This is a genomic window from Erythrobacter sp. THAF29, from assembly GCF_009363635.1.
GTDB lineage: Bacteria > Pseudomonadota > Alphaproteobacteria > Sphingomonadales > Sphingomonadaceae > Erythrobacter.
Genome location: NZ_CP045392.1, coordinates 2,044,384 through 2,069,600, shown reverse-complemented (window position 1 = coordinate 2,069,600; position 25,217 = coordinate 2,044,384). Strand labels below are relative to the sequence as shown.

Sequence of the window (25,217 nt, the reverse complement as noted above, 5' to 3'; positions counted from 1 at the left end):
GGTTTTGCTTGGCACAAGGGAATGGCCGCACTAGTTTTCGCGCCATCCAAAGAGGGGACGACAAAGTGAAAACAGCAATGAAATCGGGACGCGATTTTAAAATTATGGCAATCGCGGCGGCGTTGGGGAGCGCTACAATACTCGGCGCGTGCAGCAGCGAGCCGGAAGCGTCTGCCGAAGTCGAGGGCGTTGTGCCGGGCATGAGCATCGAGAATGCTCGCATGGTGCTCAACGCGGTCGAGGGCAATCCGGCTGCGGTCTATTTCGACCTCAAATACGATGGCGACCGGGGGCTTACGATCCGCAAGGCAGAAGTCGCACAGGCGGGTAGCACCTCCATGCATGACTATGGCGAGTATGATTTCAAAGTGCAGATGATGGATGCTCTGCCAGTCGCCATAAAAAAGGGCGACAAAGTCGAATTCAAACCGGGCGGCCTGCACGTGATGGTATTCGAGCCCTCGCCCGAATTGCAGCCGGGAGGAAAAGCCGAAGTGACGCTAACCGTTTCGGGTGGGGGGACTCACACTTTCGAGGCGGACATTCTCGCCGCGGGTGACGAGCGCGCCGCCGGGGACGAAAGCTGAGCGAAAGCACGATTTCAGGTCAAACACGGTCGCCGCCGCCCGCCTGTCCGGTGGGCGGCGAGCGTCATCTGACCTCGGGCGAAGTCACGCTTGCCCGTTCGATATTCGGCGACGCCATCGATTACGGCGCGGTCAAGTTGAGGCGCCGAAAGTGGTTTCCGTTTCAGCCTAAGCGGATCACGATGGCGCCGAACGGGCACATCCATTTTCACCCATCGGGCCATGCCTATTGCGATGACTTTTCGAAGGTCGGCCTGCAGCGGCAGGGCCTCTTGATGCACGAGCTTACCCATGTCTGGCAGACCCAGGCACGGGGCGAATGGTATCTGATCCTCCACCGGCATCCCTTCTGCCGCTATCAATATGCTCTCAAGCCGGGGCAGCCTTTCAATTCCTACGGGATCGAACAGCAGGCAGAAATTGTGAAACATGCATTCTGGCTGCGCCACGGCGCGAAAGTATCCGGGGTGTCGGACAAGGCCGCCTATGATGTGCTAGTAGACTTTCCGGGAGCGACCCTTGGCAAAGCTTGATTGGCACATCCGTGAATTCACTCCGCACGATGCGGCAGCGTTTGCGTCGCTCAATCGCGCGTGGATCGAGGAAATGTTCGGGATGGAGGAAAAAGATCGCCGCCAACTCGAATACCCGCAGAAGACTATCCTCGAGCCGGGTGGCTATATCGCCGTTGCAGATGCTAGGGGCTGGGTCGTTGGCACCGGCGCCATTCTGCCCGCCGCCTACGCTCCCGAGGACGGAAACTCCTGGATGGAAATCGTCAAGATGGCCACCGAACCCTCCGCTCAGGGACAGGGGATCGGTGCCGCGGTGCTCGACCGCCTGATCGAAGAAGGCCGCCAGCGCGGCGCCAATCGCATCTGGCTCGAAACCAACAGCCAGCTGGAGGCAGCTACAGCGCTCTACGAAAAAAAAGGATTCGTCGCACTTTCCGCTGAAGAGGCCTGGGAGACCCCATACCTGCGCTGCAATTTGCAGATGACGATGGCTCTTTAGCACCGGGCGGTTCCAGGCCCCCAAAAAAGCGCGCTCCGTGCCGTAGCGCGCCGTAGCGGCATGCTCAAAAATGCGATTGAACGCGGCGGATCGCGCGATAAGGCTCGTGTCCGACTGATAAACGGGAGCCAAAAATGATCACGACCGAAACCCGCGACGGCGCGCACATCCTGACGATGGATGATGGCAAGGTGAACGCGCTCAACAAGGAAAAGCTCGATGCCCTCGTCGCTGCGCTGGCAGAGTGCGCGAACGATCAGGCACCCGTAGCAATCCGCGGACGAAAGGGGATTTTCTCAGCCGGTTTCGATCTCAAAGGGTTTGCTGCTGGACCCGAAGTTGCAACCGCGCAGCTCCAGGCGGGCAAGGACGCAATCCTCGCGATCCTTCGCCACCCCGCGCCGGTAATCACCGTTTGCGAAGGCCACGCCTATCCGATGGGCGCGTTCCTGATGCTGGCAGCCGACAAGGCGATCGGAACCGAAGGCGAATTCGTAACCGGGATGAATGAGAGCGCCATAGGCATGGCGCTGCCGATCTATCCAATGATTCTGGGCGCAGAGCGGCTGACCCCGCGCGGCAAGAAAGCCGTTGCAACTTCGGAAATGTTTGCCCCGCACGCCGCATGCAAAGTGGGCTATTTCGACAAGGTCGTGGCGCCCGATGAAGTTGAGTCGGCTCTCAAGTCCGAACTTGTCCACATGAAGGGCCTGAATGCGGGGGCCTTCAACGCCAATAAATCCGCCATGAACAAGCAGTTGATCGCCGACATTGAAGCAAGCCCTCTCCCCGATTTCGGGGGAGCTTGGGCGGCATAGTTGCAATTGATACGATCTCATCGTCCAGTCGGCCAAACCCGCGACTGGCGATGAGCATTCAACATGGAGATCACGGATTACGGGATGTCGCGTCAGCGCGGCTACCTTTCGCATTACGAAATCGACGCAATCAATCTGCCGGAGCGCTTTGACGACATTCTCGACGCCGCAGGTAATCTTTCGGGCCTGCTGACATCGGGACGAGTGCGTCACTGGCTCGAGCGCCTGACCGACCCCAAACTTGAGGAATGGGCTAAAGCCGCGCCTGAAGAGGAAGTGCGCACAGCAATGGTGCATTACAGCTTCCTTGTGCAGGCCTATGTCTGGGGCGAACCGGAACCACCCAAATCGCTTCCCGCAAATCTTGCCCGCCCGATGGTCGCTATTGCAGATCGATTGGGGCAAGCGCCTTTGTTGCCCTATTCTGGCTATGTGCTCGATAACTGGGCGCGGATCGACAAGTCGGCTCCGATCTCTCTCGACAACATTTACATGTATCAGAACTTCGTCGGCGGAGACGACGAGAACTGGTTCGTGCTAGTCCACGTCGCGATCGAAGCCGAGGCGGGTGTCCTGCTCGACAATGCGACGAAGCTGGCAGCCATTTCACTAGGCGAGGACACAGCCACGGCCGAGCAACTCCTCAAGGAAATGGACGAAGCGTGGGAGCGGATCTACGGCCATTTTGCCCGGATGCCGGAGCGTTGCGATCCTTACATCTATTTCCACCGCGTCCGTCCCTACATCCATGGCTGGGCGAACAACCCGGCTCTGGATGGTGGGCTAATCTACGAAGGGGTCGAGAAGTTCGGCGGAAAGCCGCAGGCCTTTCGTGGACAGACCGGGTCGCAATCGAGCATCGTGCCTGCCATGGATGCTCTGTTTCAGGTCGGCCACTCGGATGATCCCCTCAAGTCCTTCCTCGACGAGCTTCACCACTATCGTCCGGTCGAACATCGCCGCTTCATCGAGGATCTGGGCGCAAAGTCGCAGCTCAGGTCTTTTGTGCAGAAAAGCGGCAGCCAGTCGCTCAAGGACGCGTTCAACGCTTGCCTCGAACAGTCCGCCCGTTTCCGAACGCGCCACCTCGAATACGCCGCGAGCTACATCAACAAGCAGGCTGGCTCTATCGGGGGCAATGATCCCGACGTGGGCACAGGCGGCACACCTTTCATGCGGTATCTGAAAAAGCACCGCGACGAAAACCGCGCGCAGCTGGTCTGAAAAGAGGCGGGCCGGGCTTCCATGGAGAAACCGGCCCCTTCCTTTCTCGTACCGCGATCAATCGGGCTTTTTCGCCACGCCAACCATGGCCGGGCGCAGCAGGCGATCCTTGATCATCCAGCCCGACTGCATCTCCTGCACGATCGTGCCCGGTTCCTTTTCATCGGTCGGGACTTCCATCATGGCTTGGTGTTGGTTCGGGTCGAGCGGCATGCCCATCGATGCGATGCGCTCGATACCGTGCTGCTTGAAGACTTTTTCAAGCTCGCGCTGTGTTGCCTCGATACCCGTCACGAGGCCTTTCATCTTCTCGTCTTCGCGCAGGCTGTCGGGGATGGCTCCGACCGCGCGTGAAAGATTGTCCCAAACAGAAAGAATATCCCGCGCAAAGCCGGTTGCAGCATAGTTGCGCGCATCCTGCGCATCCTTTTCGGCGCGGCGGCGCACGTTCTGCGTTTCGGCCTTGGCGTAGAGCGTTTCCTGCTTTGCTTCCTCAAGATCGCGCTTCAGCGCCTCGAGCGCTTCGGACACGTCACCTCCGTCCGGCTTTTCGAGTTCGCCTTCACCCGTGAGGAACTCCTCCGGCACGCCTTTCAGTTCTGCCTTTACGTCTTCGTTTGCCGCATCGTTTTGCGGCTTATCGTTGTCGATCATGTCTCGTGATTTTCCATTCAAGCTATAAGCTTGCCCAGCGATCGGGCGGTCAGATCGATCATGGGGACGACTCGCGCGTAATTCAACCGCGTAGGGCCGATCACGCCCAGGACACCCACAACCCTGCCCTCCCGGTCGCGATAGGGCGAGGCGATCACCGACGAGCCCGACAGCCCGAACAAGCGGTTTTCGCTTCCGATAAAAATGCGCGTTGCATCTGCCTCCCGTGCGCTTTCCAGCAGGTGTGCGACCGATTGCTTGTCCTCGAGATCATCAAGCAGCGAGCGCACCCGGTCGAGATCGTTCAGCGCATCTTCGTCGAGCAGGTTCGCTGCGCCGCGAACGATCAGGACAGGCCGCGAATTCGCGTCCTCGCTCCAGACGGCGAGTCCCTGCTCGACAAGGTCACGGCTTGCATCGTCGAGCTGGGTCTTGCCTGCCTTGATCTCTGCGCGCATCGCTTGCGACGCTTCGGCAAGCGTCCGACCCGAAAGCCGCGCGGTAATGTAATTGCTGGCGCGGTCGAGGGCTGCAGGATTGAGCCCGCCGCCAAGTTCGATGACGCGGTTTTCGACCCCGCCATCCTCGCCTACCAAAACCGCGAGCGCCCTGCCCTGCCCCAGATCGACTAGACTGAACTGCGCTAGGCGCTGTTCTCGGGTCGGAACCATCACCATCCCCGCCGCGCCTGACAGGTCTGACAGGAGCGCGCTGGCCTGCTGAAGCGCCTGCTCGACCGGCCCGCTTTCCGACAGCCTTGCCTCGATCTGCTTGCGCTCTTCTTCGGTCGGCTCGGCCATCCGCATCATTCCATCCACGAAGATGCGAAGGCCTGCATCGGTCGGCATGCGGCCGGCGCTGGTATGCGGCGCCGCGAGCAGGCCGAGCTTCTCAAGATCGGCCAACACCGAACGTATGGAGGCGGAGGAGAGGTTCAAAGCGCCATCGGCGGCAAGGGTTTTCGAGCCGACCGGCTGCCCGCTGTCCAGATAGCCTTCGACCACGCGGCGGAAAATTTCGCGCGCGCGCTCGGTCATTTCGGTGATTGGGGGCGAGTTCATGGCCTCAATTTAGCGTGACTTCTTCTTTCGCCAAGCCTTGCAGGCCTGCCTGTTCCCAGCCACACCGCGCGGCAACAGCGAATCGTAGAGATCGAGCAGGAGTACAAATGCGACCTTCAGGACGCGCGCCCGACGAAATGCGCCCCATCACAATCGAAACAGGCTTTACCAGGCATGCCGAAGGATCATGCCTCATCAGCTTTGGCGATACCCGCGTGCTCTGCACGGCATCGGTTGAAGAACGGATCCCGCCATGGCTCCGCGGCAAGGGCGAAGGCTGGGTCACCGGTGAATACTCGATGCTTCCGCGTTCGACACACACGCGCTCTTCACGCGAAGCGGCGCGGGGCAAGCAGTCAGGACGAACGCAGGAAATCCAGCGCCTGATCGGCCGCTCACTTCGCGCCGTGGTCGATCTTGAAAAGCTCGGTGAGCGCCAGATCACACTCGATTGCGATGTAATCCAGGCCGATGGGGGCACGCGCACCGCCTCGATATCCGGTGCATGGGTCGCACTGCGGCTGGCGGTCGACAAGCTGTTGGAAACAGGCGCGATCAAGGAAGATCCGATCACCGGACAGGTTGCCGCGATTTCTTGCGGGATATTCAACGGCACTCCCGTGCTCGATCTCGATTACGACGAGGATTCAAGCGCAGATGCGGACGCCAATTTCGTTTTGATCGACGGAGGGCAGATCGCAGAGGTCCAGGCCACCGCCGAGGGGGCGACCTATGACGAAGAAGGCTTGCTTCGCCTCTTGAGACTGGCTCGAATCGGTTGCGACCGGATCTTCGACGCGCAGATGGATGCCGCTAAGAGGTGAGTTTGGAGCCTATCGAATACCGGATCGGCGAACCCCACCTCCTGTCATTCATGCGTCTGGCAAGCGCACGGGCATTTCGCATCTGGGTTCTGGGTTTGCTCGCCTATGCAGCGATAACGCTTGGCCTATTGGTAATGGATGGCGAATCGTCGATCCTCGTTGCACTGTTTGCAGGCGCCCTCGCTCTTGCGACATCGCTGATGATGGGTCGGTTGTTACTGCTGCCCCGCAAAGCGCGGGTCATCTACCGGGAAGATCGGGCGATGAGAGAGCCGGTGACGTTCGAATTTGACGACGCCGGCTACACGGCAAGAACGCCGTCGGGCGAATACTAGCGAAAGTGGGCGGATTTCGTAAAGTGGGATGAGAACGAAACTGTGCTGGCGGTTTTCACCAACCGCCATCTCGGCCATATCTTTCCCAAAGATCAGTTGCCGCCCGCCGCATTAAACGAGATCAAGGCTCATCTCATAGCGAACGGGCTCGAGAGGAAGGGGAGACTGCGGAAGTGAGGAAACTGGGCGGCGGAACCCTGGTCATCGCGACGCATAACTCGGGCAAGCTGAAAGAGATTTCGGCTTTGCTCGAACCATATGGATTGAAGTGCATCTCGGCAGGTTCGCTTGGCTTGCCCGAGCCACCCGAAACCGGCACGAGCTTTGTCGAAAACGCGCTCATCAAGGCGCGTTCAGCTGCGGAGGCTTCGGGTTTGGCAGCGCTAGCAGACGATAGCGGCCTTGCCGTCGACGCGCTGGGCGGGCGCCCCGGCGTGTACACCGCCGACTGGGCGGAGCGGCAATGGTTCGAAGGCGAGCCGGGCCGCGATTGGTACATGGCAATGGGCAAGGTCGAAGGCATGCTCCAGCAACTGGGACCGCAGACCGATCGCTGTGCCGCCTTCCACTGCGTCCTCGCGATCGCATGGCCCGATGGCCAGCAAGCAGTTTACGAGGGAAAGTGCCCCGGCTCGCTCACATGGCCGCCGCGCGGGGAAATGGGTTTCGGCTACGACCCTGTCTTCATACCGGAAGGCCGCAAAGAAACCTTTGCGGAAATCGACCCTTCTGAAAAGCATGCCATCAGCCACCGTGCCCATGCTTTCGCCAAGCTGGTGAAGGATCAGTTCGGTACCTGATCAGTAGGCATATTGGCCCACGATGTTGCCCTGCGGGGAGTAGCGGCACACCAGCCAATCTCGCCCCCTGCCCGTCGCAATTCCGCATCCCAGGCGTTTCGTGTCACGCCAGATGATCTGGGTATAATGCCCGACATCCTGCCAATTCCCCGTATTGCTGACATAGGGGAAGGCGGCGTGCGTGTAATACTGCTTTTCGTTGATCCAGCCTGCGGCCATATCTTCGTAACTGAAAGCGTTTGCCGTGCCTACCCACAGGTTTTCACCCTGGCCTTGCCGTGAGCTTCCTGGGCTGTGTCGGAAATTGCCTGTTCGCGCCAGTTCTTCGGCATACTCCAGAGCCTGGCGGCTCAAATCTGCATCGAGGACAAGGTTCGCAGTTCCGACTTCGCGCCTGGCCTCGTTATGATCGCGCAGCATTACCGCCAACATGTCATCCTGCCGGGTCGAGCCGGTGCTCGGCGAGGGCGATGGCGACGGACTGGGTGAAGGACTGGGCGACGGGCTCGGCGATGGCGATGGCGACGGGCTGGGCGATGGCGATACCACCCCCGTGCTGCCGCCAGGCGCAGCCGAACCCTCACCGCCGCAGCCGGACAGGATGAGAATGGACGTGATGACAAGCGCGCTCGAGGAGCGTAGCAATTCGCGACCGGATTTCATGGGCTTGAACCAACCCTCTTGTGATTTAGATCGGCTTAACGAGCATGCTTAATCGTCCTTAGTCAAAACCGTCCGGCGCGCTTTTGACACCGCCGGTAGCCGAGCGGTTCAGCGTTTGCGCCCACCTGCCGGATTGGCTTTTTGCTTTCCACATCCCATAGGATGCGAACCGTGGCACGCGCTCTCTACATTCACTGGCCCTTCTGCGCGAAGAAGTGCCCCTATTGCGACTTCAACTCGCATGTTCGCGAAAGCGTAGACGTGGACATTTGGCGCAGCGCCTTGCTTGCCGACATGCGGGCCGAAGCCGAGGCAGCCGACGGAGAGACGCTGACCTCGATTTTCTTTGGCGGCGGGACGCCTTCACTGATGCCTCCTGAATTGGTCGGAAGCCTGCTTCGGGAGGCGGAGAGGCTTTGGGGCTTCGATCCCGGCATCGAGATAACGCTCGAAGCCAATCCCTCATCGGTCGAAGCTCGCAATTTCTCCGATTTGGCAAGTGCGGGGATCAACCGCGTTTCACTCGGCCTCCAGTCGCTGGACGATAAGACCCTGCGCTGGCTGGGCAGGCTGCACGGCGCGGATGAAGCGGTTGCGGCGCTCGAAGTGGCTCAAACGAATTTCCAGCGGGTGAGCTTTGACCTGATCTACGCTTTGCCCGATCAAACGCCCGAAGATTGGCGTGAGCAGCTTTCGCGAGCGCTCGGCTTCGGCACTTCGCACCTCTCGCTCTACCAATTGACGATCGAGCCGGGCACCCGCTTCGCCACCGATGTGCGTCGCGGCGTGTTTGAGCCGTTGGGTGACGAGCCGGCCGCAGAGCTATTTGATCTCACTCGAGAATTGACAGAAAATTGGGGCAGGTCGGCTTACGAAACCAGCAATCACGCTCGACCCGGAGAGGAAAGCCGCCACAACCTTACCTATTGGCGGTATCAGGACTATGTCGGGATAGGCCCCGGAGCACACGGGCGGCGGGGCGGTTTCGCGACCACGCGGCACAAGAAGCCGGAAAACTTCCTCAAGGCTGTCGAGGAGCGCGGGCACGGTATTGCCGAACAGCGTATGCTTGGCATGCCTGAACAAGCGAGTGAGGCACTGCTGATGGGCCTTCGTCTGGTCGAGGGCGTCGATCTCACTGATTTGGAACGGCGGTTCGGTCTGTCACGCTGGTCGATGCTGAACAAAGGGGCCGTGTCGACCTATACCGATCTCGGTTTCGTGTGGAGCGATGCGGACCGCCTCGGTGTCGAGCCGAAGGGGCGTGCTGTGCTCAACGCACTCATTGAGGCTCTCGTCGATGATGAGATCGTGCAGGCATGAGCCGCGCTGACATACTCGAAGCGTGGCGCGCTCACCTTGCCGACAGTCGCAGGCGCAGTCCTCATACGGTTCGCGCCTATTGTGCGGCCGCGCAGCGCATCATCGAGGACCGCGACCTTTCCAGCTTCCAGGACATTGCAACGCTCGAGGCGCACGATCTGCGCGCCCATCTCGCATCGCGGCGCGCGGAGGGTCTCGCCAATACCAGCGCCGCACGCGAGCTCTCGGCGCTAAAGGCCTTCATTGCATTCGCCCGAAGAGAAGCGGGCGATCCCGACCCTGCCGCACCACGAGTTTGTGGCCCCCGGCTGAAGAAAGGGTTGCCCCGCCCGGTCACCCCGGATGAAGCGGTCAACATAGCCGACCTTATCGATGGAACCGCAAATGAAGACTGGATCGGCGCACGCGATCGCGCGGTTCTGCTCCTAATGTACGGCTCCGGCCTTCGCATCGCCGAAGCGCTCTCACTGCAAGGTCGCGACATACCGCTCGGTGAAACGCTGCAGGTGACCGGCAAAGGGGGCAAACAACGCCTCGTCCCCGTTCTGCCGATCACGCGCCAGGCGGTGGCGTCCTACGTGGACGCCTGCCCCTACCCCCTGTCGGCCAAGGAACCGCTGTTCCGGGGGGCCAAAGGCGGCGCTCTGTCGCAAGGCATGGTGCAAAAAGCGATGGCGAAAGCCCGCCGCGCACTGGGCCTCCCCGATACCGCCACACCTCACGCCCTCAGACATAGCTTTGCAACGCACTTGCTGGGGGCAGGTGCAGACCTCCGGAGCCTGCAAGAACTGTTGGGTCACGCGTCTCTCGGCTCGACCCAGATTTATACCAAGGTCGACGCTGCGAGCCTGTTGGAAAACTATCGCAGCGCCCACCCAAGGGCGAGGTCAAAGAAGACACCCTGACAGGCCGTCAAGCCGCCTACTTCTTAAGCCGCCAGGTGATCGGAATCGCGTGGTGAAAAGGCGCGTCTGCCGGATCGACACCTTCCATCGGTTCGAACTCGAGAACCTTCAAAGCGTATTTGCAGGCGGCCGCGTCGAGCAGGATCGTGCCCGAGGTCTCGAATATCCGGCACGATTGCACCGATCCATCCATTCCCACCGACAGGAGCATGCGGCTCGATCCTTCCAGTTTTTCGCGCAAGGCAGCGCGCGGATATGCGGGGATGTAGGGCGGCGCTTTCAGCTTGGTCGGATCGTCCCTCACGCCCTGGAGCTCGTCAGCACTTAGGGGTTCGAAGTCCAGATACTCGGTCGAGCCGAGGTCGTTCAGTGCAAAAGCGAAGGGCGATGCGGTTTTGCCGCCTGCGATCGGAATGCCCTGCAACTGCGTCATCGGCTGCTTGTTCACGGCAACGATACCGTCACGCCCGCCGAGCGAATATCCTTCCCAAATCTCGACCTTGGCGTTGGTGAGGAGATCGGTGCACAACCGCGTTCCAAGGTCATCAGGGATATTCGCCGCAATGATCTCGCATCTTTTGGGTGTGCCGTCCGGCCGGACCGTCAGCAGGAATTCGGGGTCCCATGATGCGGACATGCCCTTCCAGTCGTCATAGCGTGCCTCGTCGGGCCGGAATTTCAGCGTCGCAAGACTTGTGAGGTTTACCGGCGGCTTCTCTGCCACCGCGGTCTCTTCTAGCGGTGCTGAATCGCGAGCGGATGCTGCAGGTAATGAGACAATGCCGGAAGCTGCGGCGAGCGGAATGAGGACGCGCTTTAGCATGCGAAATCAACTACATCGCCGCGCAACGACTTTCAATAGCGTCCCAGATCATTCCCGCAGTATCTGTCCCGTTGAACTTGTCGATCGCGACGATACCGGTCGGAGAAGTGACATTGATCTCGGTCAGGTATTTTCCGCCGATCACGTCGATACCGACAAACGTAAGGCCGAGGCGTTTCAGGTCCGGGCCCATCGCCTCGCAAATTTCGCGTTCGCGTGTCGTTAGTTCCGTCGCCTCCGCGCTGCCGCCCATGGCGAGATTCGAACGGAACTCACCTTTACCCGGTATGCGGTTGATTGCGCCTGCAATTTCCCCATCAACTAGCACGATGCGTTTGTCACCCTCGGCAACTTCCGGGAGGAAGGGTTGCAGCATATGCGGCTCGGGCCAGGTCATGTTGAAGACCTCGAACAGCGCCGAAAGATTATCGCCATCGGCCGGGATGCGAAAGATCGCTTTGCCGCCATTGCCGTGGATCGGCTTCATCACGATCGCGCCGTGCTCTTCAATGAAGCGACGCGCCTCTTCGACCGAGCGGGTAACCAGTGTCGGCGGCATGAACTTCCGGTAATTAAGCACCATGACCTTTTCGGGGGCATTGCGTACATTCACCGGATCGTTGACCACCAAGGTCTCGCTCTGAATCCGCTCGAGCAAGTGCGTCGCAGTGATGTAGCCCATGTGGAACGGCGGGTCCTGGCGCATCAGCACGACATCGATATCCTTGCCGAGATCGAGCCGTCTTGCCGCACCCTTCTCGAAATGGTCGCCGACCACGCGCCGGACCTTCACCGGGAAGCATTCGGCGAACAGGCGATCATGGGCGTCGAGCGTCAGGCTTTCGACGTGATATTCGTAGACCTCGTGCCCGCGTTCCTGCGCTGCGAGCATCAACGCAAATGACGAATCCCCGGCGATGTTGATGTTCTCAATTGGGTCCATCTGGACCGCGACGCGCAAGCTCATGCCGGTTTCCCCCTAGGGTTGGAATGCGTTTGTGATGTGGCGCGGGCGGCTGCCCGGTGCAAGCAGGATCACGTCGATTGTCAGATCGTCACCTTCTTGCGCATACTCATGTGCGACCACTTCGGCCGCAGCCGCGACGCGAATAAGACGGCGCTCGTCTATTGCCGTAGCGAGATCGCCCATACGCTTGCGCCATTTGACTTCAATGAAGGCGGTGAGCGTGCCTTTCCTTGCGATCAGGTCGATCTCACCGACCGGGGTTTTCACCCGCTCGCCCAGGATGACCCAACCCTGCTGCGCAAGCCATTGCGCGGCCTCAGCCTCGCCCTCGCGCCCGCGCCGCTCGGCGATCTCGCGCTTCGCGGTCACTGTGATTTGAGCTCCACGGCGCGGGCGTACAGCGCCTGTCGGTCGAGTCCGGTTGCCTTGGCCACCTTGCCCGCCGCCTTGCTTGCGCCCATTTCATCCAAGGCTTCGCGCAGGAGGTCGTCGGGGTCTTCCGTGGAGGCGATATCGCCGGGAGGGCCGACGAGCAGCACGATTTCTCCCTTTGGCGGGTTGGCTTCGTACCACTGGGCCAGTGCTTCGGCCTCGCCCGTGCGGCACTCCTCGTGCAGCTTGGTCAGCTCGCGCGCAACCGCGACCTCGCGATCCGGCCAGACCCCCGCGATGGCCCGAAGACTGCGAACGAGGCGGGGGCCGGTTTCGTAAAAGATCAAGGTCGCATCTGCCCCGCCAAGTTCCGCCAGCATATCGCCGCGCGCCTTTTCCTTCACGGGCAGGAAGCCCGCAAACAGGAAGCGATCGTTCGGCAGGCCCGCCAGGGTAAGGCCGGCGATTGCAGCACACGGTCCCGGAATGCTGGTGACGGCGATGCCTGCGCCACGCGCCTCGCGAACGAGCCGATATCCCGGATCCGAAATCAGTGGCGTCCCCGCATCGCTTACCAGCGCCACAGGCTCCGAGCGCGCCCTGTCGAGAATCGCAGCCCTCTGACGATCCGACGCGTGGTCATCATAGCGCTGCATTCGGGTCTGAATTCCGAGGTGCTTCAGGAGCTTGCCAGTCACCCTTGTGTCTTCACATGCAATCACTTCGCAACGGCGCAACACATCGACCGCACGCACCGTTATATCGCCAAGATTGCCAATCGGCGTCGCGACAATATAAAGCCCGGCCTCCAGAGGTTCACTAAGGGCTGATTCAGGTTGGGGCGTGCTCATTGATCGCACCCATGGAGCAGCGAGCAGGGGTCGGCAAGAATGAAGCCATTGCACAATTGCGTTTCGCGCGTTTTTTCAAAGCGGTTTGCGGCTGTTGCCATTACCGCCGCGTTGCTTGGTGGCTGTCAGGTCATTCCCAAAACCCAGCCTGTAATTACCGATTCCGGCCCGGCACCAACCCCCGAACCGAGCGCGACTGCGCTTCCGACCGATGCGACCCGCCACCGGGTTGCTCTGCTGGTGCCGATGTCGGGCAACACCGCCGAAGTCGGCCAATCGCTTGCCAACGCGACCACAATGGCTCTGCTCGATACAAACGCCAACAATCTGCGCATCACCACCTATGATACCTCGCGAGGCGCCGGTTCCGCGGCGCGTCAAGCCATTGCGGACGGAAACAAGCTGATTCTCGGACCGTTGCTCGCTGCAAACGTTCCGGCCGTGCAAGCCGCTGCACGCCCCGCCCGCGTCCCGGCGATTTCATTCTCGAACGATGCAAGCGTTGCGAGCGCGGATGTTTTCGTCATGGGCCACATCCCCGAACAATCCATACGAAGGACTGTCCAGTACGCGCGAGGTCGCGGCTCGAACAACTTCGCAGCGCTCGTGCCAGAAGGAGAGTATGGCCAGAAAGCGTTCGATGCCCTCACCAACGCGCTACGCGATTATGGCGGCAGCCTCGTCGGCTCGGCGCGCTATGCTCGCGGGAACACCTCCATCGTCAGCGCAGCTCAAAGACTGCGGGCCGCAGGCGGCTATGACACCGTGCTGATCGCCGATGGAGCGCGGCTTGCGGTTCAGGCGGCGGGCGAGCTCAAGAGGCAGGGTGCCGAAGGCACGCGCCTCCTCGGCACTGAACTGTGGAGCGGCGAATCCGTTCTCACGCGTTCGAGCGCGGTAAATGGCGCGTTGTTTTCAGCCGTATCAGACAATCGCTATCGTCGCTTTGCCGATAGTTACGAAGCGCGTTTCGGCAGCAAACCCTATCGTATTGCAACGCTGGGATACGATTCGGTGCTTCTTACGCTGCGCGTTGCGCGCGATTGGCGGATTGGTTCAAATTTCCCCAAATCCCAGCTCTTCGATCGCGGGGGTTTCCTGGGTGTCGACGGGGCGTTCCGGTTTGGCCGCAACGGGGTGGTAGAACGCGCGCTTGAGGTCCGGGAGGTCCGTTCGGGCAACGTCGTTGCCGTCGATGCCGCGCCGAGCAGTTTCGGCCGCTAAAACCCGCGCAAAACGGGTACAGATGCGCTTGTGGCTGCGGCGCTGTGTGTCCATATCGGTGACATGTCCGACGACCTTTTTGAAAACGCGCCCGCATCAAGCGGCGACTACGATTCCTCCTCAATCGAGGTCCTCGAAGGGCTCGAACCCGTCCGTCGCCGCCCCGGCATGTATATTGGCGGAACGGATGACCGCGCGCTGCACCACCTCGCAGCCGAGGTGCTCGACAATTCGATGGATGAAGCCGTCGCAGGCCATGCTAACCGGATCGAGGTGCGGCTGGAAGAAGGCAACCGGCTGAGTATCTCGGACAATGGACGCGGCATCCCGGTCGACGAACACCCCAAGTTTCCTGGCAAGTCCACACTCGAGGTCATCCTTTCGACCCTGCACTCTGGCGGTAAGTTTTCCGGAAAGGCCTACGCCACCAGCGGCGGTCTTCACGGCGTTGGCGTCAGCGTGGTCAACGCGCTGTCTTCGCACACTCGGGTCGAGGTGGCCCGCGACAAGAAACTGTACGCGCAGGAGTTTGCCAAGGGCGAGACGCTCGGCAAGCTCGAAGAGGTAGGCGCAGCGCCCAACCGTCGCGGCACGACCGTTACCTTCACTCCGGACCCGGAAATCTTTGGCGACCGCAAGTTCAAGCCAGCGCGCCTGTTCAAGCTTGCGCGGTCGAAAGCCTACCTTTTCGCTGGCGTCGAAATCCGCTGGAAATGCGCCGAAAGCCTCACCAGTGAGGATGTGCCGTCCGAGGCTACGTTCAAGTTTCCAGGCGGTCTTGCCGATCATCTTGCTGAACAGATCGGTGCGCGCGAATGCGTCACCGCCCAGCCCTTCACGGGCAATCAGGACTTCCCAGCGGATGATGATGGCAAGTCGAAGGGGCGTGTCGAATGGGCGGTGGCCTGGCCGCTATTCTCCGACGGTTCGACGAGTTGGTACTGTAACACCGTGCCAACCCCCGACGGCGGGACCCACGAACAGGGTCTGCGCGCTGCGCTGACCAAAGGATTGCGCGCATTCGGTGAGCTAGTCGGAGCAAAGAAAGCCAAGGACATCACCGCCGACGACGTAATGACGGGCGGCGAAGTGATGCTTTCCGTTTTCATTCGCGACCCCCAGTTCCAGTCGCAGACCAAGGACCGGCTGACATCGCCCGAGGCCGCGCGCCTCGTCGAGAACGCGGTGCGCGACCATTTCGACCATTTCCTTGCCGACAACATGGAACGCGGCAAGGCGCTGCTCGGCGAAGTCATGGAGCGGATGGAGGAACGGCTCAAACGCAAGCAGGAGCGCGAGGTCAAGCGCAAGACCGCCACCAATGCGAAGAAGCTGCGCCTCCCCGGCAAGCTCACCGATTGTTCGGGCGAAACCGACGCCGATACCGAGCTGTTCATCGTCGAGGGCGATAGCGCGGGCGGCAGCGCCAAGCAGGCGCGCGATCGCAAGACGCAGGCGATCCTGCCGATCCGAGGCAAGATCCTGAACGTCGCCTCCGCCACAGCTGACAAGATCCGCGCCAACAGCGAGATCGCCGACCTGACGCTCGCGCTGGGTTGCGGGACGCGCAAGGATTGCGACCCGGAAAACCTGCGCTACGACCGGATCATCATAATGACCGATGCGGATGTCGACGGCGCGCATATCGCGACGCTGCTGATGACCTTCTTCTTTCAGGAAATGCCGGAGGTGGTCCGCCGCGGGCACCTGTTCCTCGCCCAGCCCCCGCTCTACCGCCTGACAGCGGGCAAGGAGAGCCGCTATGCCCGCGACGACGCGCACCGCAAGGAGCTGGAAGAAACTGTCTTCAAGGGCAAAAAGGTCGAGGTTGGCCGCTTCAAGGGTCTTGGCGAGATGAACCCGCAGCAGCTGCGCGAGACGACGATGAATCCGGAAACCCGTTCGCTCGTGCGCATCACACTGCCGCCCGAATTCGAGCAGCGCGCGGCGGTGAAGGAACTTGTCGACCAGCTGATGGGCCGCAATCCCGAACATCGGTTCAACTTCATCCAGAACCGCGCGGGCGAAATGGATCGCGACATGATCGATGCCTGAGGACGATAAGCCGCATTATCCCAACCCCCGTGAAGAGGACATCGTCTACGGCGACCGGCGCATTTCCCGACCCGATGCCTCGTTGCCCGATTGGGAAATGCCCGACACGGCCTATCGACCGATACCCATCGTGTGGTTTACCGGTGCTTTTCTTCCGCACCTCTTCATTTCGGGCGTCTTGCTTGCGATCCTTTCGTTCGACCGTTGGCCCTCATTCGTGTTGTCGTCGGTTGTTGCAGCCGTGCTTTGGAAATGGACCTGGGATCGCGGAATGAAGACGGCAGCTTCAGGGTGGAAGGTCGCCACGGTCGCGATGTTGCTGTTTCAGCTTCTGTTCATTTACGCTGTCACCGATCCCGGCTTTGGATAGTTACAACTTCGGTGGCGTAAGAGATCTTCGGCACCGCAAACTAAAAAGAGGATGACCGAGCCGGAGTAACAGCTTTATCGGCGAGCCTTCCCAACCACATGACAATACGGGAGAATTTATGATAATCCGGTTAGTATCCTTGCTCGCCGCACTCGCCTTGAGTGTTGGTTTGGTTACCCCAACAGTCGCGCAGGATGTAAATATGAACAAGCAGACGAGCGAGATGTCTGCGATTGCCGAACGCAGCCAGCAAGTCGTCGACCTCATCAATGGCGAGCTCGATGCTCCGCTCGAAGATGTTTTCACCCCTGAATTCCTCGCCGCCGTGCCGCCTGCTCAACTACAGGCAATCTCCGGCCAGTTGACCGGCCAATTCGGCCGTGCCGTGGCAATTGAGAAGCTCGAACCGGCGGATGGTGTCCGCTCCGCACTCGAAGTGAGGATGGAACGCGCCATCGCCAAGGGCGGGATTGCAATCGACACCTCACAGGGCAATCGCATCAGCGAACTCCTTTTCCAGACATTCGATCCGATCGACGATTCAGTCGAGAAGATCAGCGCCGACCTTGAAGCGCTGCCCGGCGAAGTCAGCGCCTATTTTGGACCGCTGGACGGAAACACGCCGACTATCTCCGTCAATCCCGATGAACAATTTGCCATCGGATCGACCTTCAAACTATACGTGCTTGCGGCTCTCGGCGCCGAGATCAAGGAGGGCAAGCGCAGCTGGGACGATGTCGTCCCGCTGACCGTTAAGAGCTATCCCAGTGGTATGATGCAGGATTGGCCCGAAGGAGCGCCGGTTACGCTACAAACCCTGGCAAGCATGATGATTTCGATCAGCGACAACACGGCAACCGACCAGCTGATCTCGGAGATCGGACGCGAGACCGTGTTTGAAACGCTGGAGGCGACTGGCCATTCCGACCCTCGGCTCAACGAGCCATTCCTCACCACCCGCGAGATGTTTCTTTTGAAGAGCGGCGATCCCTCCTGGATCACGGCCTATTCGAATGGAGATGCTGACGCGCGGGCCGCAATACTGAAAGAACTCCGCAGGGCTGAGGTTTCGGTCGAAAAGATCAGGCAGGCATTTTCCGGTGGTCCGGTCGCAATTGACATTGAGTGGTTCGCCAATGCCTCTGACCTTGCCGCGTTGTTCGAATTCATGCGGGCCAATTGCGACCCGGGCGTGTTCGATATCATGGCAATCAATCCGTCAATGTCTTCAGACACAAAGGCCCAATGGTCCTATGCCGGCTACAAGGGAGGGTCCGAGCCGGGTGTTCTCAACCTTACCTGGCTGTTGACCGACGCTGCGGGCGAGGACCATTTGCTCGCGCTCAGCTGGAACAATCCAGAGGCTACGCTTGACCAGACGGCGTTTGAGCTGATCGCCCAACGCATTCTTTCTCTGCCTCGCTAAAGCGACAGGCTGCTGCCCCCTTGCGCGCGCCACCGCCGCGCCCTATCGCGGCGCAGCATTTAAGTTTTAAATCCGGACCAATCCAAGGATCACCATGACCGATCAGCCCACTGGACAGCAACGCTTCGAAGGAACGAGCGACTACATCGCAACCGAAGACCTCAAGGTCGCGGTGAACGCCGCAGTCACCCTGCGCCGCCCCTTGCTCGTCAAGGGTGAACCCGGCACCGGCAAAACGGTACTTGCGCACGAGATCTCCAAAGCCATCAATGCGCCTCTGATCGAGTGGAACGTCAAGTCTACTACTAAAGCGCAGCAGGGCCTGTACGAATACGATGCTGTTGCGCGGCTTCGCGACGGACAGCTCGGTGAAGAGCGCGTCCACGACATTCGCAATTACATCAAGAAGGGCAAGCTGTGGGAGGCTTTTACTTCACCCGAGCTTCCCGTGCTGCTGATTGACGAGATCGACAAGGCCGACATCGAGTTTCCGAACGATCTCCTCCAGGAGCTCGATCGAATGAGCTTCGATGTTTACGAAACGCAGGAGCGGATCGAGGCGAAGGAGCGCCCGATCGTCGTCATCACCTCGAACAACGAGAAAGAGCTGCCCGACGCATTCCTGCGCCGCTGCTTCTTCCACTACATCAAGTTTCCCGATCGGGACACGATGCAAGCAATCATCGACGTGCATTTCCCCGGCATCCAGAAGCAACTCGTCAAGAAGGCGATGGATATCTTCTACGAGCTACGCGAGGTACCGGGTCTTAAGAAGAAGCCATCGACCAGCGAATTGCTCGACTGGCTGAAGCTGCTCCTGAACGAAGATATGCCACTCGAAGTGCTGCAGGATTCAAACCCCAACAGCGCGATCCCGCCGCTTCACGGTGCGTTGCTCAAGAATGAACAGGATGTGATGCTGTTTGAACGGCTCGCCTTTATGGCGCGGCGCAACCCGACCTGAAGCGGCGTCGGTGCGCTAAGAACCGCGGAAAATGGGAGCCGTTGGCTGGTCGCAGGCTAGGCCTTCACCTTCGGCGTGGCCTTGATGGCACTCGGAATAAGCACCGATATTGGCCCAGAAAGCGGCCGCAATGCGCGTGTCGGAGGTTTTTACGTGGTCTTGCTCGGGACACTGTTGGCATCTTCGCTCGCGGGAATGCTACTCGCCATTGTAGGTGAAAAGTCCGATCAATCGAAGCTGTAGGCCAGCTCGAAATCGCCCCAGCGGCGACCATTGACGATCAGCGGAATGTAGACGTTGCGCACGACGATATAGTGCTGCCCGTCGCCCTCTTGCCGGTACACTGCCATCATGTAGGGCGCGGTTGATTGCTTGGCCTTGCGGTCGATCGGGCCGAAGATCATGCGCCCGTTACGGCAATACTGCGTGTCGTGAGTCACATCGCCAGTCGGCTCGCGTGATCGATCGGTAAGGTGGGTCGGGAGGAAGCCCCGCATGTCGGTGCATGCAGCCGCGAGCACGCGGCTGTCGCCAGCCTTGCTCTTGTCGAGAAACGGGCGCCACTCCTTGTGGGCCCAATCCGAAACGCCAGTACGATATCGGACCGGATTGCTGCCTTCGATTTCGACATAGTTGCAATCGAACAGTGCGGCTTCGGTCAGATCGCCGCGTTTGAGAGCCGCCTCGGTGTGAGCTACGATCTCTGCGGCGTGCTCCTGAGCCTGTGCAACCATCGCGCTGTCTTCGGGAGCCAGACCAGCCTGCACGATCCGGTCGAACATTTCGCTCGCTGTGAGCTCGAGTTCCTCCATGCGCGAATGCGCGCCCTGCAGCTGCTCCTCGTTGGTTCGCGCTGCCTTGTCGAAACTTACAAGCACGTCCTGCACCGCATCGACGTGCCCACTGATCGTGCCGGTGGAGCGGGCAATGACATCGTTCTGTTTGTCGACCTCTTCAACGAGTTCGCCGACACTTGCGATGGTCGTCTCGATCCGCGCTACCGAAGCCTTGGCTTCGTTGCTCGCCTGCGAGCCCTGCTCGATACGCCCGATGACCTCGCTGGCTTCCATGCCCAATGCTTCCACTGTCTGCGAGATTTCCTCGGTCGCCTTGCGGGTATCATTGGCGAGGCTTTTCACTTCGCTTGCGACCACCGCAAAGGTGCGCCCCGCATCGCCTGCCCGCATCGCTTCGATAGTCGCGTTCAGCGCAAGGATATTGGTCGTCTCGGCAATATCGTCGATATCCTGCGCGCTGCGACGAACCTGTTCCATGGCGGCGGAGAAACTGGTTACATGCTGGCCCAGCGCGTCGACCAGTTCGAGCAAACCATTAATCTGCCCAAGCGATGACTGGATCAGAGAGGTACCTTCGCCCAAGCGCTCGATCGCGCGCTCCGAAAGGAGGCGCGCTTCGTCACTGGCCTCGGCGACCTTCGCTTGATCGGCTTCGAGCGCTGCGACAGTCCCGCGCAGCGCTTCATGCTCTTCGCGCAGCTTTTCGGAAGACTGGATGACTGCCTCAACTACGCCGGCGACGTCCGTACAACCCACCGTAACTGCACCGCAGCTCTCCGGAATTTGATGGAGGGCAGATGCGTTTTCGGTGTCGATTGTTATCGGTTTCATTATTGTGCGACCCTGATGGTTTTCCCGTAGATCTCGTGGGTAGTCAGCGATGGTTAGCGAAGGATTAAGCCCGCGCCTGCCCTTGCACGCGAAGGGACTGGAAAGCCGGTGGAAGCACCGCTACATCCGCATAATGTTTTTCAACTTTACCGACGAATTGCGTGCGGCCGGCATTGGCGCGAGCTTCAAGGAGCACCTCACCCTGCTCGAGGCGCTCGACAAGGACGTGATCGAGCAGACGCCCGAAGCGTTCTATTATCTGAGCCGCGCAACCTTTGTGAAAGACGAAGGCCTGCTCGACCGTTTCGACCAGGTGTTTCACAAGGTGTTCAAGGGCATCATGTCCGACTACGGCCAAAACCCGGTGGACATCCCCGAAGACTGGCTCAAATCCGTCGCCGAAAAATTTCTCACCGAAGAGGAAATGGCCGAGATCGAGAAGCTCGGCGACTGGGACGAGATCATGGAGACGCTGAAAAAGCGGCTCGAGGAACAGGAAAAGCGCCACGAAGGCGGCAACAAGTGGATCGGCACCGGCGGCACTTCGCCATTTGGCAATTCCGGCTTCAATCCCGAGGGCGTGCGGATCGGCGGCGAAAGCAAGCACAAACGCGCGATCAAGGTCTGGGAAAAGCGCGAGTTCAAGAACCTCGACAACACCAAGGAACTCGGCACCCGCAACATCAAGATGGCGCTCCGCCGCCTGCGCAGATTTGCCCGCGAAGGCGCGGCGGACGAGCTCGATCTCGACGCCACCATCGAAGGCACGGCAAAACAGGGCTGGCTCGATATTCACATGCGCCCCGAGCGGCACAATGCGGTGAAGCTGCTGCTGTTCCTCGATGTCGGCGGTTCGATGGATCCTTTCATCAAGCTGTGCGAGGAGCTGTTCAGCGCGGCGACCAGCGAGTTCAAGAACCTCGAATTCTTCTACTTCCACAACTGCCTTTACGAAGGCGTATGGAAGGACAACAAGCGCCGCTGGCAGGAGCGGACCAAGACCTGGGACGTGCTCCACAAATACGGCCACGATTACAAGGTGATCTTCGTCGGCGATGCGGCGATGAGTCCTTACGAGATCACCCATCCGGGCGGCAGTGTCGAGCACATGAACGAGGAAGCCGGCGCGGTGTGGATGCAGCGTGTCACCAACACCTATCCCGCGACCGTGTGGCTCAACCCCGTGCCCGAAAAGCAGTGGAACTACTCGCAATCGACCAAGATGCTGAAGGAGCTGGTAGACAACCGCATGTATCCGTTGACGCTCGACGGGCTCGACGATGCGATGCGTGAGCTCTCCCGCAAGCAGGGTCATTGATACCGGCGCGCTGGAAAGTAGGCGCAAAAACAGGTATGAGCTGGCTTCGAGAGGAGACGTTGGATGCGTGTTGTTCTGCTTCCGATTTGCGCCGTCGCCCTGATCGGCGCAAGCGGTGAAACGCCTCAGGTAAGCGAGGTTGAGCCAACACCCGAAACGTCCGAGACCCCCGCCTTGGCCCAGTTGCTTCGCGATCCGAGCGAAGTGACCACGCCCAACGATTTCGGACGGTGTGCCGACCGCATTCGCCAAGCTCGCGAGGAAATGGGTCTGCCCGAACTGAAAAATGAACGCGCTTCGCCCGACAGGCCGTTGCTGTTCTATGCCGTCAACCGGATCGAGGAAGGTTGCGGCGTTCTGGTCATGAAGGGAAACCCGAACGACATCCGAATGATCCCGGAGCCGCCCGAAGGCCCGATCCGGATGATCTCTGCTGAAAGCGGCCGGTGAACGAAAGTTAAGGCCTGCCAAGTCGGCTGTTGTATGTTTCCCAGCGGTCGTCCGATTGTCGATAGCTCGATGCCGCAAAAACGGACCCTCCGTTCGCGAGGGTCAATTCTCTTCCGATCAGGATTGTCTCTTCATCCAATGGCTCTTCGTACGAGAAGTTTCTCGTGCACGAAGAAGCGGGCGCCAAGATCGGGATGTAGTTCGGGCGACCAACGATATTCTTTGGTAAGAGGCGAGTGAGCCAATATATATATGGGTTTATCTCGGCTGCTACTCCGATGACGGAGAACCCCCGTAACTCCACATCCTTTTCTGCGACATCGACTTGTTGAGCAGCGCGCCATTCGTCGAACTCTGGCACTTGGTTGGTCAAGTGTACATGTCTAACTTCGAACCCCTCGGGAACTTCGTCCGGCACGTCCTTAAAGGTGATGCGGGCGTGTAAACCCGCATGGATGCAAGCTGAAAGCGGGCGGAACGGGATCGCCGCAAGGGTTACGCCTAGTCCTGCTATCAACGCTCTGCGATCTAGTCTCATCATTGCATCCGAACTGACAAAAGAAGTTCCGGGAAAGCGCCGCAACTCAATAGAACAAATGCCCGCGCACGTTGGCGATCCACGCCGCTTCGTCGGCTGACGCGGCAGCGTCAAGATCGCCCGGAGATGCCGAGGGATCGTCGACCCATTCGCGAAGGCCCGGCCCGCCATTGATCACGTCGATGGCGAGGACATCGTCGGTGTATTCGTACTTGAACTCCTTCCCGCGCCAGATCGCATAGCTGGGATAGAGGCTGCGGATCGCCTTGAAGGCTAGCGCCTGCAGGCGCCAAGGCTTGAAGGCGTCGTGATCATAGTGCGGCCCTTCGGCATGGACCATCAGGGCGTTGCAGAGCTTTCCCGCATGCTTGTGGAAGGTCGGCTCGAACCAGCAAGGCCTGAGGACGCATCCGCCCATCCATTCGGGCGCAATCCGGTGCATTTCGGCGAGCACCTTTTCCGCATCGACATCGGGTGCACCGAACAGCACCTCTAGCGGGCGGGTCGTACCCCTCCCCTCGCTCAGCGTCGCGCCTTCGATCATCACCGTCCCTGCATAGGCGCGCGCCATGTTCACGCTCGCCGCATTGGGTGACGGGTTGATCCAGATGCGAGAAGGCGGCCAGCCATGGCCTTCGCGATCGGGCTCCCAGCCCTCCATCGCCACGACCTTGTAGGCGACTTCGAGATCGAAATGCTCGACGAACCAGTGACCCATCTCGCCCATCGTGAGCCCGTGACGCATCGGCATCGGAGCGGCTCCGACGAAACTTTCATGCCCGGGAATGAGCATCGTCCCTTCGACCGGACGACCCGCGGGATTGGGACGGTCGAGCACCCAGACCTCCTTCCCCGCTTTCGCCGCCTCCTCAAGCAGGTAGAGCAGCGTGGTCACAAAGGTGTAGATGCGGCAGCCAAGGTCCTGGAGGTCGAACAGGAAGACGTCCGCGCTCGTCATCATCTGGCCGGTCGGACGGCGCACCTCGCCATAGAGCGAGAAGATCGGGATGCCGTATTTCGGATCGATCTCGTCCGCGGTCTCGACCATGTTGTCCTGCTTGTCACCCTTGAGCCCGTGCTGCGGGCCAAAAGCGCTGGTGACGTTCACCCCCGCCGCAATAAGGGCATCGAGGCTGTGGGTGAGGTCCTGTGTGACGCTCGCGGGATGTGCGACGAGCGCGACCCGCCTGTCATTGAGCTCAGCAAGCAAATCCCGGTCTGCGAGAAGATTGTCGATTCCAAATTTCATTGTGCTGGGTTGGAACAGGCCTGCGCCAAAGGCAATCCCGTTGAAGCCTGGCCCATTCGCGTTTGGCGGGAACATCCGGGCTGGTGTATCGCTCCAACCGTATGGACATCGAGTGGACACCCGCAATCATCGCTGCCCTTTGGGCCATTATCCTCGGAGGCGCTGGCGGTGCGCTGACCGAGATCGGTGAGTGGTATCACGACTTGAAAAAGCCCAGCTGGCAGCCACCCGACTGGCTGTTCGGTCCGGCGTGGACGCTGATCCTCGGCCTGTCTGCGTGGAGCTTCTACCTCGCGTGGACCGCAGCACCCGACGCGGAGGGTCGTACGCTCGTCGGCGTGCTGTTCGGGATCAATTTCATGTTGCACCTTCTCTGGTCGCCGCTCTTCTTCAAATGGAAACGGCCCGATTGGGCGCTTTATGAGAACGTGTTCCTTTGGCTCTCGGTTCTGTCGCTCTGCGTTGTGCTGCCGCGCTTCTCGGAGCTCGCTGGCTGGCTCAACGTCCCCTACATTGCTTGGGTGAGCTTCGCCTTCCTGCTCAACTGGAAGGTGGTGCAGTTGAACAGGCCGTTCGGCAGCCATCCATCCGAAGCGTGAGGCGCGATGCGAAATTGACGAAACTGACACCGTGTCAACTTCAAGTTCGGGCGATATCGCCCTGTTATAGATGATTTTTTCGCTAGATTTCGAGGTTGACACTTCTCCAACTCGAAATGCGTTTTGGGAAATGTCAGCGGACGTAATCATCGCCCAACATCTACCCGCCGGGTGC

At 60.1% G+C, this 25,217-nt stretch carries 28 protein-coding genes and 1 pseudogene; 20 read left to right on the top strand and 9 right to left on the bottom strand.

Translation table 11 applies throughout. The annotated features are described in order from the left end of the window. Nucleotides 1-104: 104 nt before the first annotated feature. The 5 genes from FIU90_RS10030 (at nucleotide 105) to FIU90_RS10010 (ending at nucleotide 3,643) form a co-directional block, all read left to right on the top strand. Nucleotides 105-587 (top strand): copper chaperone PCu(A)C, encoded by a 483-nt coding sequence (locus FIU90_RS10030; protein ID WP_152434621.1) that lies wholly within the window; start codon nucleotides 105-107, stop codon nucleotides 585-587. Between the two features lie 50 nt (nucleotides 588-637). Beyond that, the gene (locus FIU90_RS10025; protein ID WP_152434620.1) at nucleotides 638-1,120 is read left to right on the top strand and encodes a vgr related protein; all 483 of its coding nucleotides are present in this window, start codon (nucleotides 638-640) and stop codon (nucleotides 1,118-1,120) included. Next, complete coding sequence (locus FIU90_RS10020) at nucleotides 1,107-1,601, top strand: GNAT family N-acetyltransferase (protein ID WP_152434619.1); 495 nt, start codon at nucleotides 1,107-1,109, stop codon at nucleotides 1,599-1,601. The genes FIU90_RS10025 and FIU90_RS10020 overlap by 14 nt, the downstream gene beginning before the upstream one ends. Nucleotides 1,602-1,735: 134 nt before the next feature. After that, a complete protein-coding gene (locus tag FIU90_RS10015; protein ID WP_152434618.1) occupies nucleotides 1,736-2,419 on the top strand; it encodes a crotonase/enoyl-CoA hydratase family protein in 684 nt (227 codons plus the stop codon). 63 nt (nucleotides 2,420-2,482) lie between these two features. Continuing rightward, nucleotides 2,483-3,643 (top strand): indoleamine 2,3-dioxygenase, encoded by a 1,161-nt coding sequence (locus FIU90_RS10010; protein ID WP_152434617.1) that lies wholly within the window; start codon nucleotides 2,483-2,485, stop codon nucleotides 3,641-3,643. A gap of 57 nt (nucleotides 3,644-3,700) precedes the next feature. On the opposite strand, the gene grpE is transcribed toward FIU90_RS10010, so the two are convergent. After that, nucleotides 3,701-4,297 carry a nucleotide exchange factor GrpE gene (gene grpE / locus FIU90_RS10005; protein ID WP_152434616.1) on the bottom strand — a complete coding sequence of 199 codons (597 nt, stop codon included), beginning with the start codon at nucleotides 4,295-4,297 and terminating at the stop codon, nucleotides 3,701-3,703. A 17-nt stretch (nucleotides 4,298-4,314) separates the two neighbouring features. Next, entirely contained in the window at nucleotides 4,315-5,358 is a 1,044-nt protein-coding gene (hrcA, locus tag FIU90_RS10000; protein WP_152434615.1) for a heat-inducible transcriptional repressor HrcA, read from the bottom strand. 107 nt (nucleotides 5,359-5,465) lie between these two features. Here hrcA and rph point away from each other — a divergent pair, with 107 nt between their 5' ends. From rph to rdgB, 4 genes and pseudogenes are all read left to right on the top strand, one after another. Then, nucleotides 5,466-6,182, top strand: coding sequence for a ribonuclease PH (rph, locus tag FIU90_RS09995; RefSeq protein WP_152434614.1), 717 nt, complete (start codon nucleotides 5,466-5,468; stop codon nucleotides 6,180-6,182). Then, a complete protein-coding gene (locus FIU90_RS09990; RefSeq protein WP_152434613.1) occupies nucleotides 6,179-6,517 on the top strand; it encodes a hypothetical protein in 339 nt (112 codons plus the stop codon). Before rph ends, FIU90_RS09990 begins: the two co-directional genes overlap by 4 nt. Before the next feature lie 15 nt (nucleotides 6,518-6,532). Beyond that, nucleotides 6,533-6,694, top strand: a pseudogene (locus FIU90_RS15865) (YcxB family protein); the annotation flags it as partial. Then, complete coding sequence (gene rdgB / locus FIU90_RS09980; protein WP_152434611.1) at nucleotides 6,691-7,317, top strand: RdgB/HAM1 family non-canonical purine NTP pyrophosphatase; 627 nt, start codon at nucleotides 6,691-6,693, stop codon at nucleotides 7,315-7,317. The pseudogene FIU90_RS15865 and the gene rdgB, both read left to right, overlap by 4 nt. On the opposite strand, the gene FIU90_RS09975 is transcribed toward rdgB, so the two are convergent. Continuing rightward, nucleotides 7,318-7,737 carry a CAP domain-containing protein gene (locus FIU90_RS09975; RefSeq protein WP_172970240.1) on the bottom strand — a complete coding sequence of 140 codons (420 nt, stop codon included), beginning with the start codon at nucleotides 7,735-7,737 and terminating at the stop codon, nucleotides 7,318-7,320. Between the two features lie 10 nt (nucleotides 7,738-7,747). On the opposite strand from FIU90_RS09975, the gene FIU90_RS09970 reads away from it, so the two are divergent. The 3 genes from FIU90_RS09970 to FIU90_RS09960 all read left to right on the top strand — a co-directional run bounded on the left by FIU90_RS09970 (nucleotide 7,748) and on the right by FIU90_RS09960 (nucleotide 10,208). Next, entirely contained in the window at nucleotides 7,748-8,032 is a 285-nt protein-coding gene (locus tag FIU90_RS09970; RefSeq protein WP_152434609.1) for a hypothetical protein, read from the top strand. Between the two features lie 119 nt (nucleotides 8,033-8,151). Then, the gene (gene hemW, locus FIU90_RS09965) at nucleotides 8,152-9,303 is read left to right on the top strand and encodes a radical SAM family heme chaperone HemW (protein WP_172970239.1); all 1,152 of its coding nucleotides are present in this window, start codon (nucleotides 8,152-8,154) and stop codon (nucleotides 9,301-9,303) included. Next, nucleotides 9,300-10,208: a tyrosine recombinase XerC gene (locus FIU90_RS09960; protein ID WP_152434607.1), complete on the top strand. Its 909-nt coding sequence runs from the start codon at nucleotides 9,300-9,302 to the stop codon at nucleotides 10,206-10,208. The genes hemW and FIU90_RS09960 overlap by 4 nt, the downstream gene beginning before the upstream one ends. Before the next feature lie 16 nt (nucleotides 10,209-10,224). Here FIU90_RS09960 and FIU90_RS09955 read toward each other — a convergent pair whose 3' ends face one another. From FIU90_RS09955 to rsmI, 4 genes are all read right to left on the bottom strand, one after another. After that, entirely contained in the window at nucleotides 10,225-10,932 is a 708-nt protein-coding gene (locus FIU90_RS09955) for an energy transducer TonB (RefSeq protein WP_172970238.1), read from the bottom strand. A 109-nt stretch (nucleotides 10,933-11,041) separates the two neighbouring features. Further along, entirely contained in the window at nucleotides 11,042-11,998 is a 957-nt protein-coding gene (gene gshB / locus FIU90_RS09950; protein WP_152434605.1) for a glutathione synthase, read from the bottom strand. A 12-nt stretch (nucleotides 11,999-12,010) separates the two neighbouring features. Then, the gene (locus FIU90_RS09945) at nucleotides 12,011-12,367 is read right to left on the bottom strand and encodes a YraN family protein (protein ID WP_152434604.1); all 357 of its coding nucleotides are present in this window, start codon (nucleotides 12,365-12,367) and stop codon (nucleotides 12,011-12,013) included. After that, nucleotides 12,364-13,221, bottom strand: coding sequence for a 16S rRNA (cytidine(1402)-2'-O)-methyltransferase (gene rsmI / locus FIU90_RS09940; RefSeq protein WP_152434603.1), 858 nt, complete (start codon nucleotides 13,219-13,221; stop codon nucleotides 12,364-12,366). Before rsmI ends, FIU90_RS09945 begins: the two co-directional genes overlap by 4 nt. A 39-nt stretch (nucleotides 13,222-13,260) precedes the next feature. On the opposite strand from rsmI, the gene FIU90_RS09935 reads away from it, so the two are divergent. From FIU90_RS09935 to FIU90_RS09915, 5 genes are all read left to right on the top strand, one after another. Continuing rightward, a complete protein-coding gene (locus FIU90_RS09935; protein ID WP_152434602.1) occupies nucleotides 13,261-14,445 on the top strand; it encodes a penicillin-binding protein activator in 1,185 nt (394 codons plus the stop codon). A 63-nt stretch (nucleotides 14,446-14,508) separates the two neighbouring features. After that, the gene (gene parE / locus FIU90_RS09930) at nucleotides 14,509-16,500 is read left to right on the top strand and encodes a DNA topoisomerase IV subunit B (RefSeq protein WP_152434601.1); all 1,992 of its coding nucleotides are present in this window, start codon (nucleotides 14,509-14,511) and stop codon (nucleotides 16,498-16,500) included. Next, nucleotides 16,493-16,870: a hypothetical protein gene (locus FIU90_RS09925; protein WP_152434600.1), complete on the top strand. Its 378-nt coding sequence runs from the start codon at nucleotides 16,493-16,495 to the stop codon at nucleotides 16,868-16,870. Before parE ends, FIU90_RS09925 begins: the two co-directional genes overlap by 8 nt. Nucleotides 16,871-17,072: 202 nt before the next feature. Further along, nucleotides 17,073-18,296, top strand: a complete 1,224-nt coding sequence (locus FIU90_RS09920) for a serine hydrolase (RefSeq protein ID WP_172970237.1) — start codon at nucleotides 17,073-17,075, stop codon at nucleotides 18,294-18,296. A 94-nt stretch (nucleotides 18,297-18,390) separates the two neighbouring features. Continuing rightward, nucleotides 18,391-19,260, top strand: coding sequence for a MoxR family ATPase (locus FIU90_RS09915; protein ID WP_152434598.1), 870 nt, complete (start codon nucleotides 18,391-18,393; stop codon nucleotides 19,258-19,260). A 227-nt stretch (nucleotides 19,261-19,487) separates the two neighbouring features. Here the strand turns inward: FIU90_RS09915 and FIU90_RS09910 are convergent, their stop codons facing one another. Beyond that, a complete protein-coding gene (locus FIU90_RS09910; protein ID WP_152434597.1) occupies nucleotides 19,488-20,888 on the bottom strand; it encodes a methyl-accepting chemotaxis protein in 1,401 nt (466 codons plus the stop codon). 133 nt (nucleotides 20,889-21,021) lie between these two features. On the opposite strand from FIU90_RS09910, the gene FIU90_RS09905 reads away from it, so the two are divergent. Together FIU90_RS09905 and FIU90_RS09900 are read left to right on the top strand one after the other, a co-directional pair. After that, nucleotides 21,022-22,206 carry a VWA domain-containing protein gene (locus FIU90_RS09905; protein WP_152435795.1) on the top strand — a complete coding sequence of 395 codons (1,185 nt, stop codon included), beginning with the start codon at nucleotides 21,022-21,024 and terminating at the stop codon, nucleotides 22,204-22,206. A gap of 63 nt (nucleotides 22,207-22,269) precedes the next feature. Further along, nucleotides 22,270-22,656, top strand: a complete 387-nt coding sequence (locus FIU90_RS09900; protein WP_152434596.1) for a hypothetical protein — start codon at nucleotides 22,270-22,272, stop codon at nucleotides 22,654-22,656. A 584-nt stretch (nucleotides 22,657-23,240) separates the two neighbouring features. Here the strand turns inward: FIU90_RS09900 and FIU90_RS09895 are convergent. After that, nucleotides 23,241-24,443, bottom strand: a complete 1,203-nt coding sequence (locus FIU90_RS09895; RefSeq protein WP_152434595.1) for an exo-beta-N-acetylmuramidase NamZ domain-containing protein — start codon at nucleotides 24,441-24,443, stop codon at nucleotides 23,241-23,243. A gap of 101 nt (nucleotides 24,444-24,544) precedes the next feature. Here FIU90_RS09895 and FIU90_RS09890 point away from each other — a divergent pair, with 101 nt between their 5' ends. Then, a complete protein-coding gene (locus FIU90_RS09890; RefSeq protein ID WP_152434594.1) occupies nucleotides 24,545-25,042 on the top strand; it encodes a TspO/MBR family protein in 498 nt (165 codons plus the stop codon). Nucleotides 25,043-25,217: the final 175 nt, after the last annotated feature.

Bases quoted from the DNA above. Each gene is read 5' to 3' on its own strand.
- FIU90_RS09895 (WP_152434595.1), bottom strand. From the start codon at position 24,443: ATGAAATTTGGAATCGACAATCTTCTCGCAGACCGGGATTTGCTTGCT.
- FIU90_RS09935 (WP_152434602.1), top strand. From the start codon at position 13,261: ATGAAGCCATTGCACAATTGCGTTTCGCGCGTTTTTTCAAAGCGGTTT.
- FIU90_RS09900 (WP_152434596.1), top strand. From the start codon at position 22,270: ATGCGTGTTGTTCTGCTTCCGATTTGCGCCGTCGCCCTGATCGGCGCA.
- FIU90_RS09890 (WP_152434594.1), top strand. From the start codon at position 24,545: ATGGACATCGAGTGGACACCCGCAATCATCGCTGCCCTTTGGGCCATT.
- FIU90_RS09970 (WP_152434609.1), top strand. From the start codon at position 7,748: ATGTCATCCTGCCGGGTCGAGCCGGTGCTCGGCGAGGGCGATGGCGAC.
- FIU90_RS09925 (WP_152434600.1), top strand. From the start codon at position 16,493: ATGCCTGAGGACGATAAGCCGCATTATCCCAACCCCCGTGAAGAGGAC.
- FIU90_RS09975 (WP_172970240.1), bottom strand. From the start codon at position 7,737: ATGCTGCGCGATCATAACGAGGCCAGGCGCGAAGTCGGAACTGCGAAC.
- FIU90_RS10030 (WP_152434621.1), top strand. From the start codon at position 105: ATGGCAATCGCGGCGGCGTTGGGGAGCGCTACAATACTCGGCGCGTGC.
- FIU90_RS09910 (WP_152434597.1), bottom strand. From the start codon at position 20,888: ATGAAACCGATAACAATCGACACCGAAAACGCATCTGCCCTCCATCAA.
- gshB (WP_152434605.1), bottom strand. From the start codon at position 11,998: ATGAGCTTGCGCGTCGCGGTCCAGATGGACCCAATTGAGAACATCAAC.
- FIU90_RS10010 (WP_152434617.1), top strand. From the start codon at position 2,483: ATGGAGATCACGGATTACGGGATGTCGCGTCAGCGCGGCTACCTTTCG.
- FIU90_RS09920 (WP_172970237.1), top strand. From the start codon at position 17,073: ATGAACAAGCAGACGAGCGAGATGTCTGCGATTGCCGAACGCAGCCAG.
- FIU90_RS09960 (WP_152434607.1), top strand. From the start codon at position 9,300: ATGAGCCGCGCTGACATACTCGAAGCGTGGCGCGCTCACCTTGCCGAC.
- grpE (WP_152434616.1), bottom strand. From the start codon at position 4,297: ATGATCGACAACGATAAGCCGCAAAACGATGCGGCAAACGAAGACGTA.
- rsmI (WP_152434603.1), bottom strand. From the start codon at position 13,221: ATGAGCACGCCCCAACCTGAATCAGCCCTTAGTGAACCTCTGGAGGCC.
- rph (WP_152434614.1), top strand. From the start codon at position 5,466: ATGCGACCTTCAGGACGCGCGCCCGACGAAATGCGCCCCATCACAATC.
- parE (WP_152434601.1), top strand. From the start codon at position 14,509: ATGTCCGACGACCTTTTTGAAAACGCGCCCGCATCAAGCGGCGACTAC.
- FIU90_RS09905 (WP_152435795.1), top strand. From the start codon at position 21,022: ATGTTTTTCAACTTTACCGACGAATTGCGTGCGGCCGGCATTGGCGCG.
- hrcA (WP_152434615.1), bottom strand. From the start codon at position 5,358: ATGAACTCGCCCCCAATCACCGAAATGACCGAGCGCGCGCGCGAAATT.
- FIU90_RS09915 (WP_152434598.1), top strand. From the start codon at position 18,391: ATGACCGATCAGCCCACTGGACAGCAACGCTTCGAAGGAACGAGCGAC.
- FIU90_RS10015 (WP_152434618.1), top strand. From the start codon at position 1,736: ATGATCACGACCGAAACCCGCGACGGCGCGCACATCCTGACGATGGAT.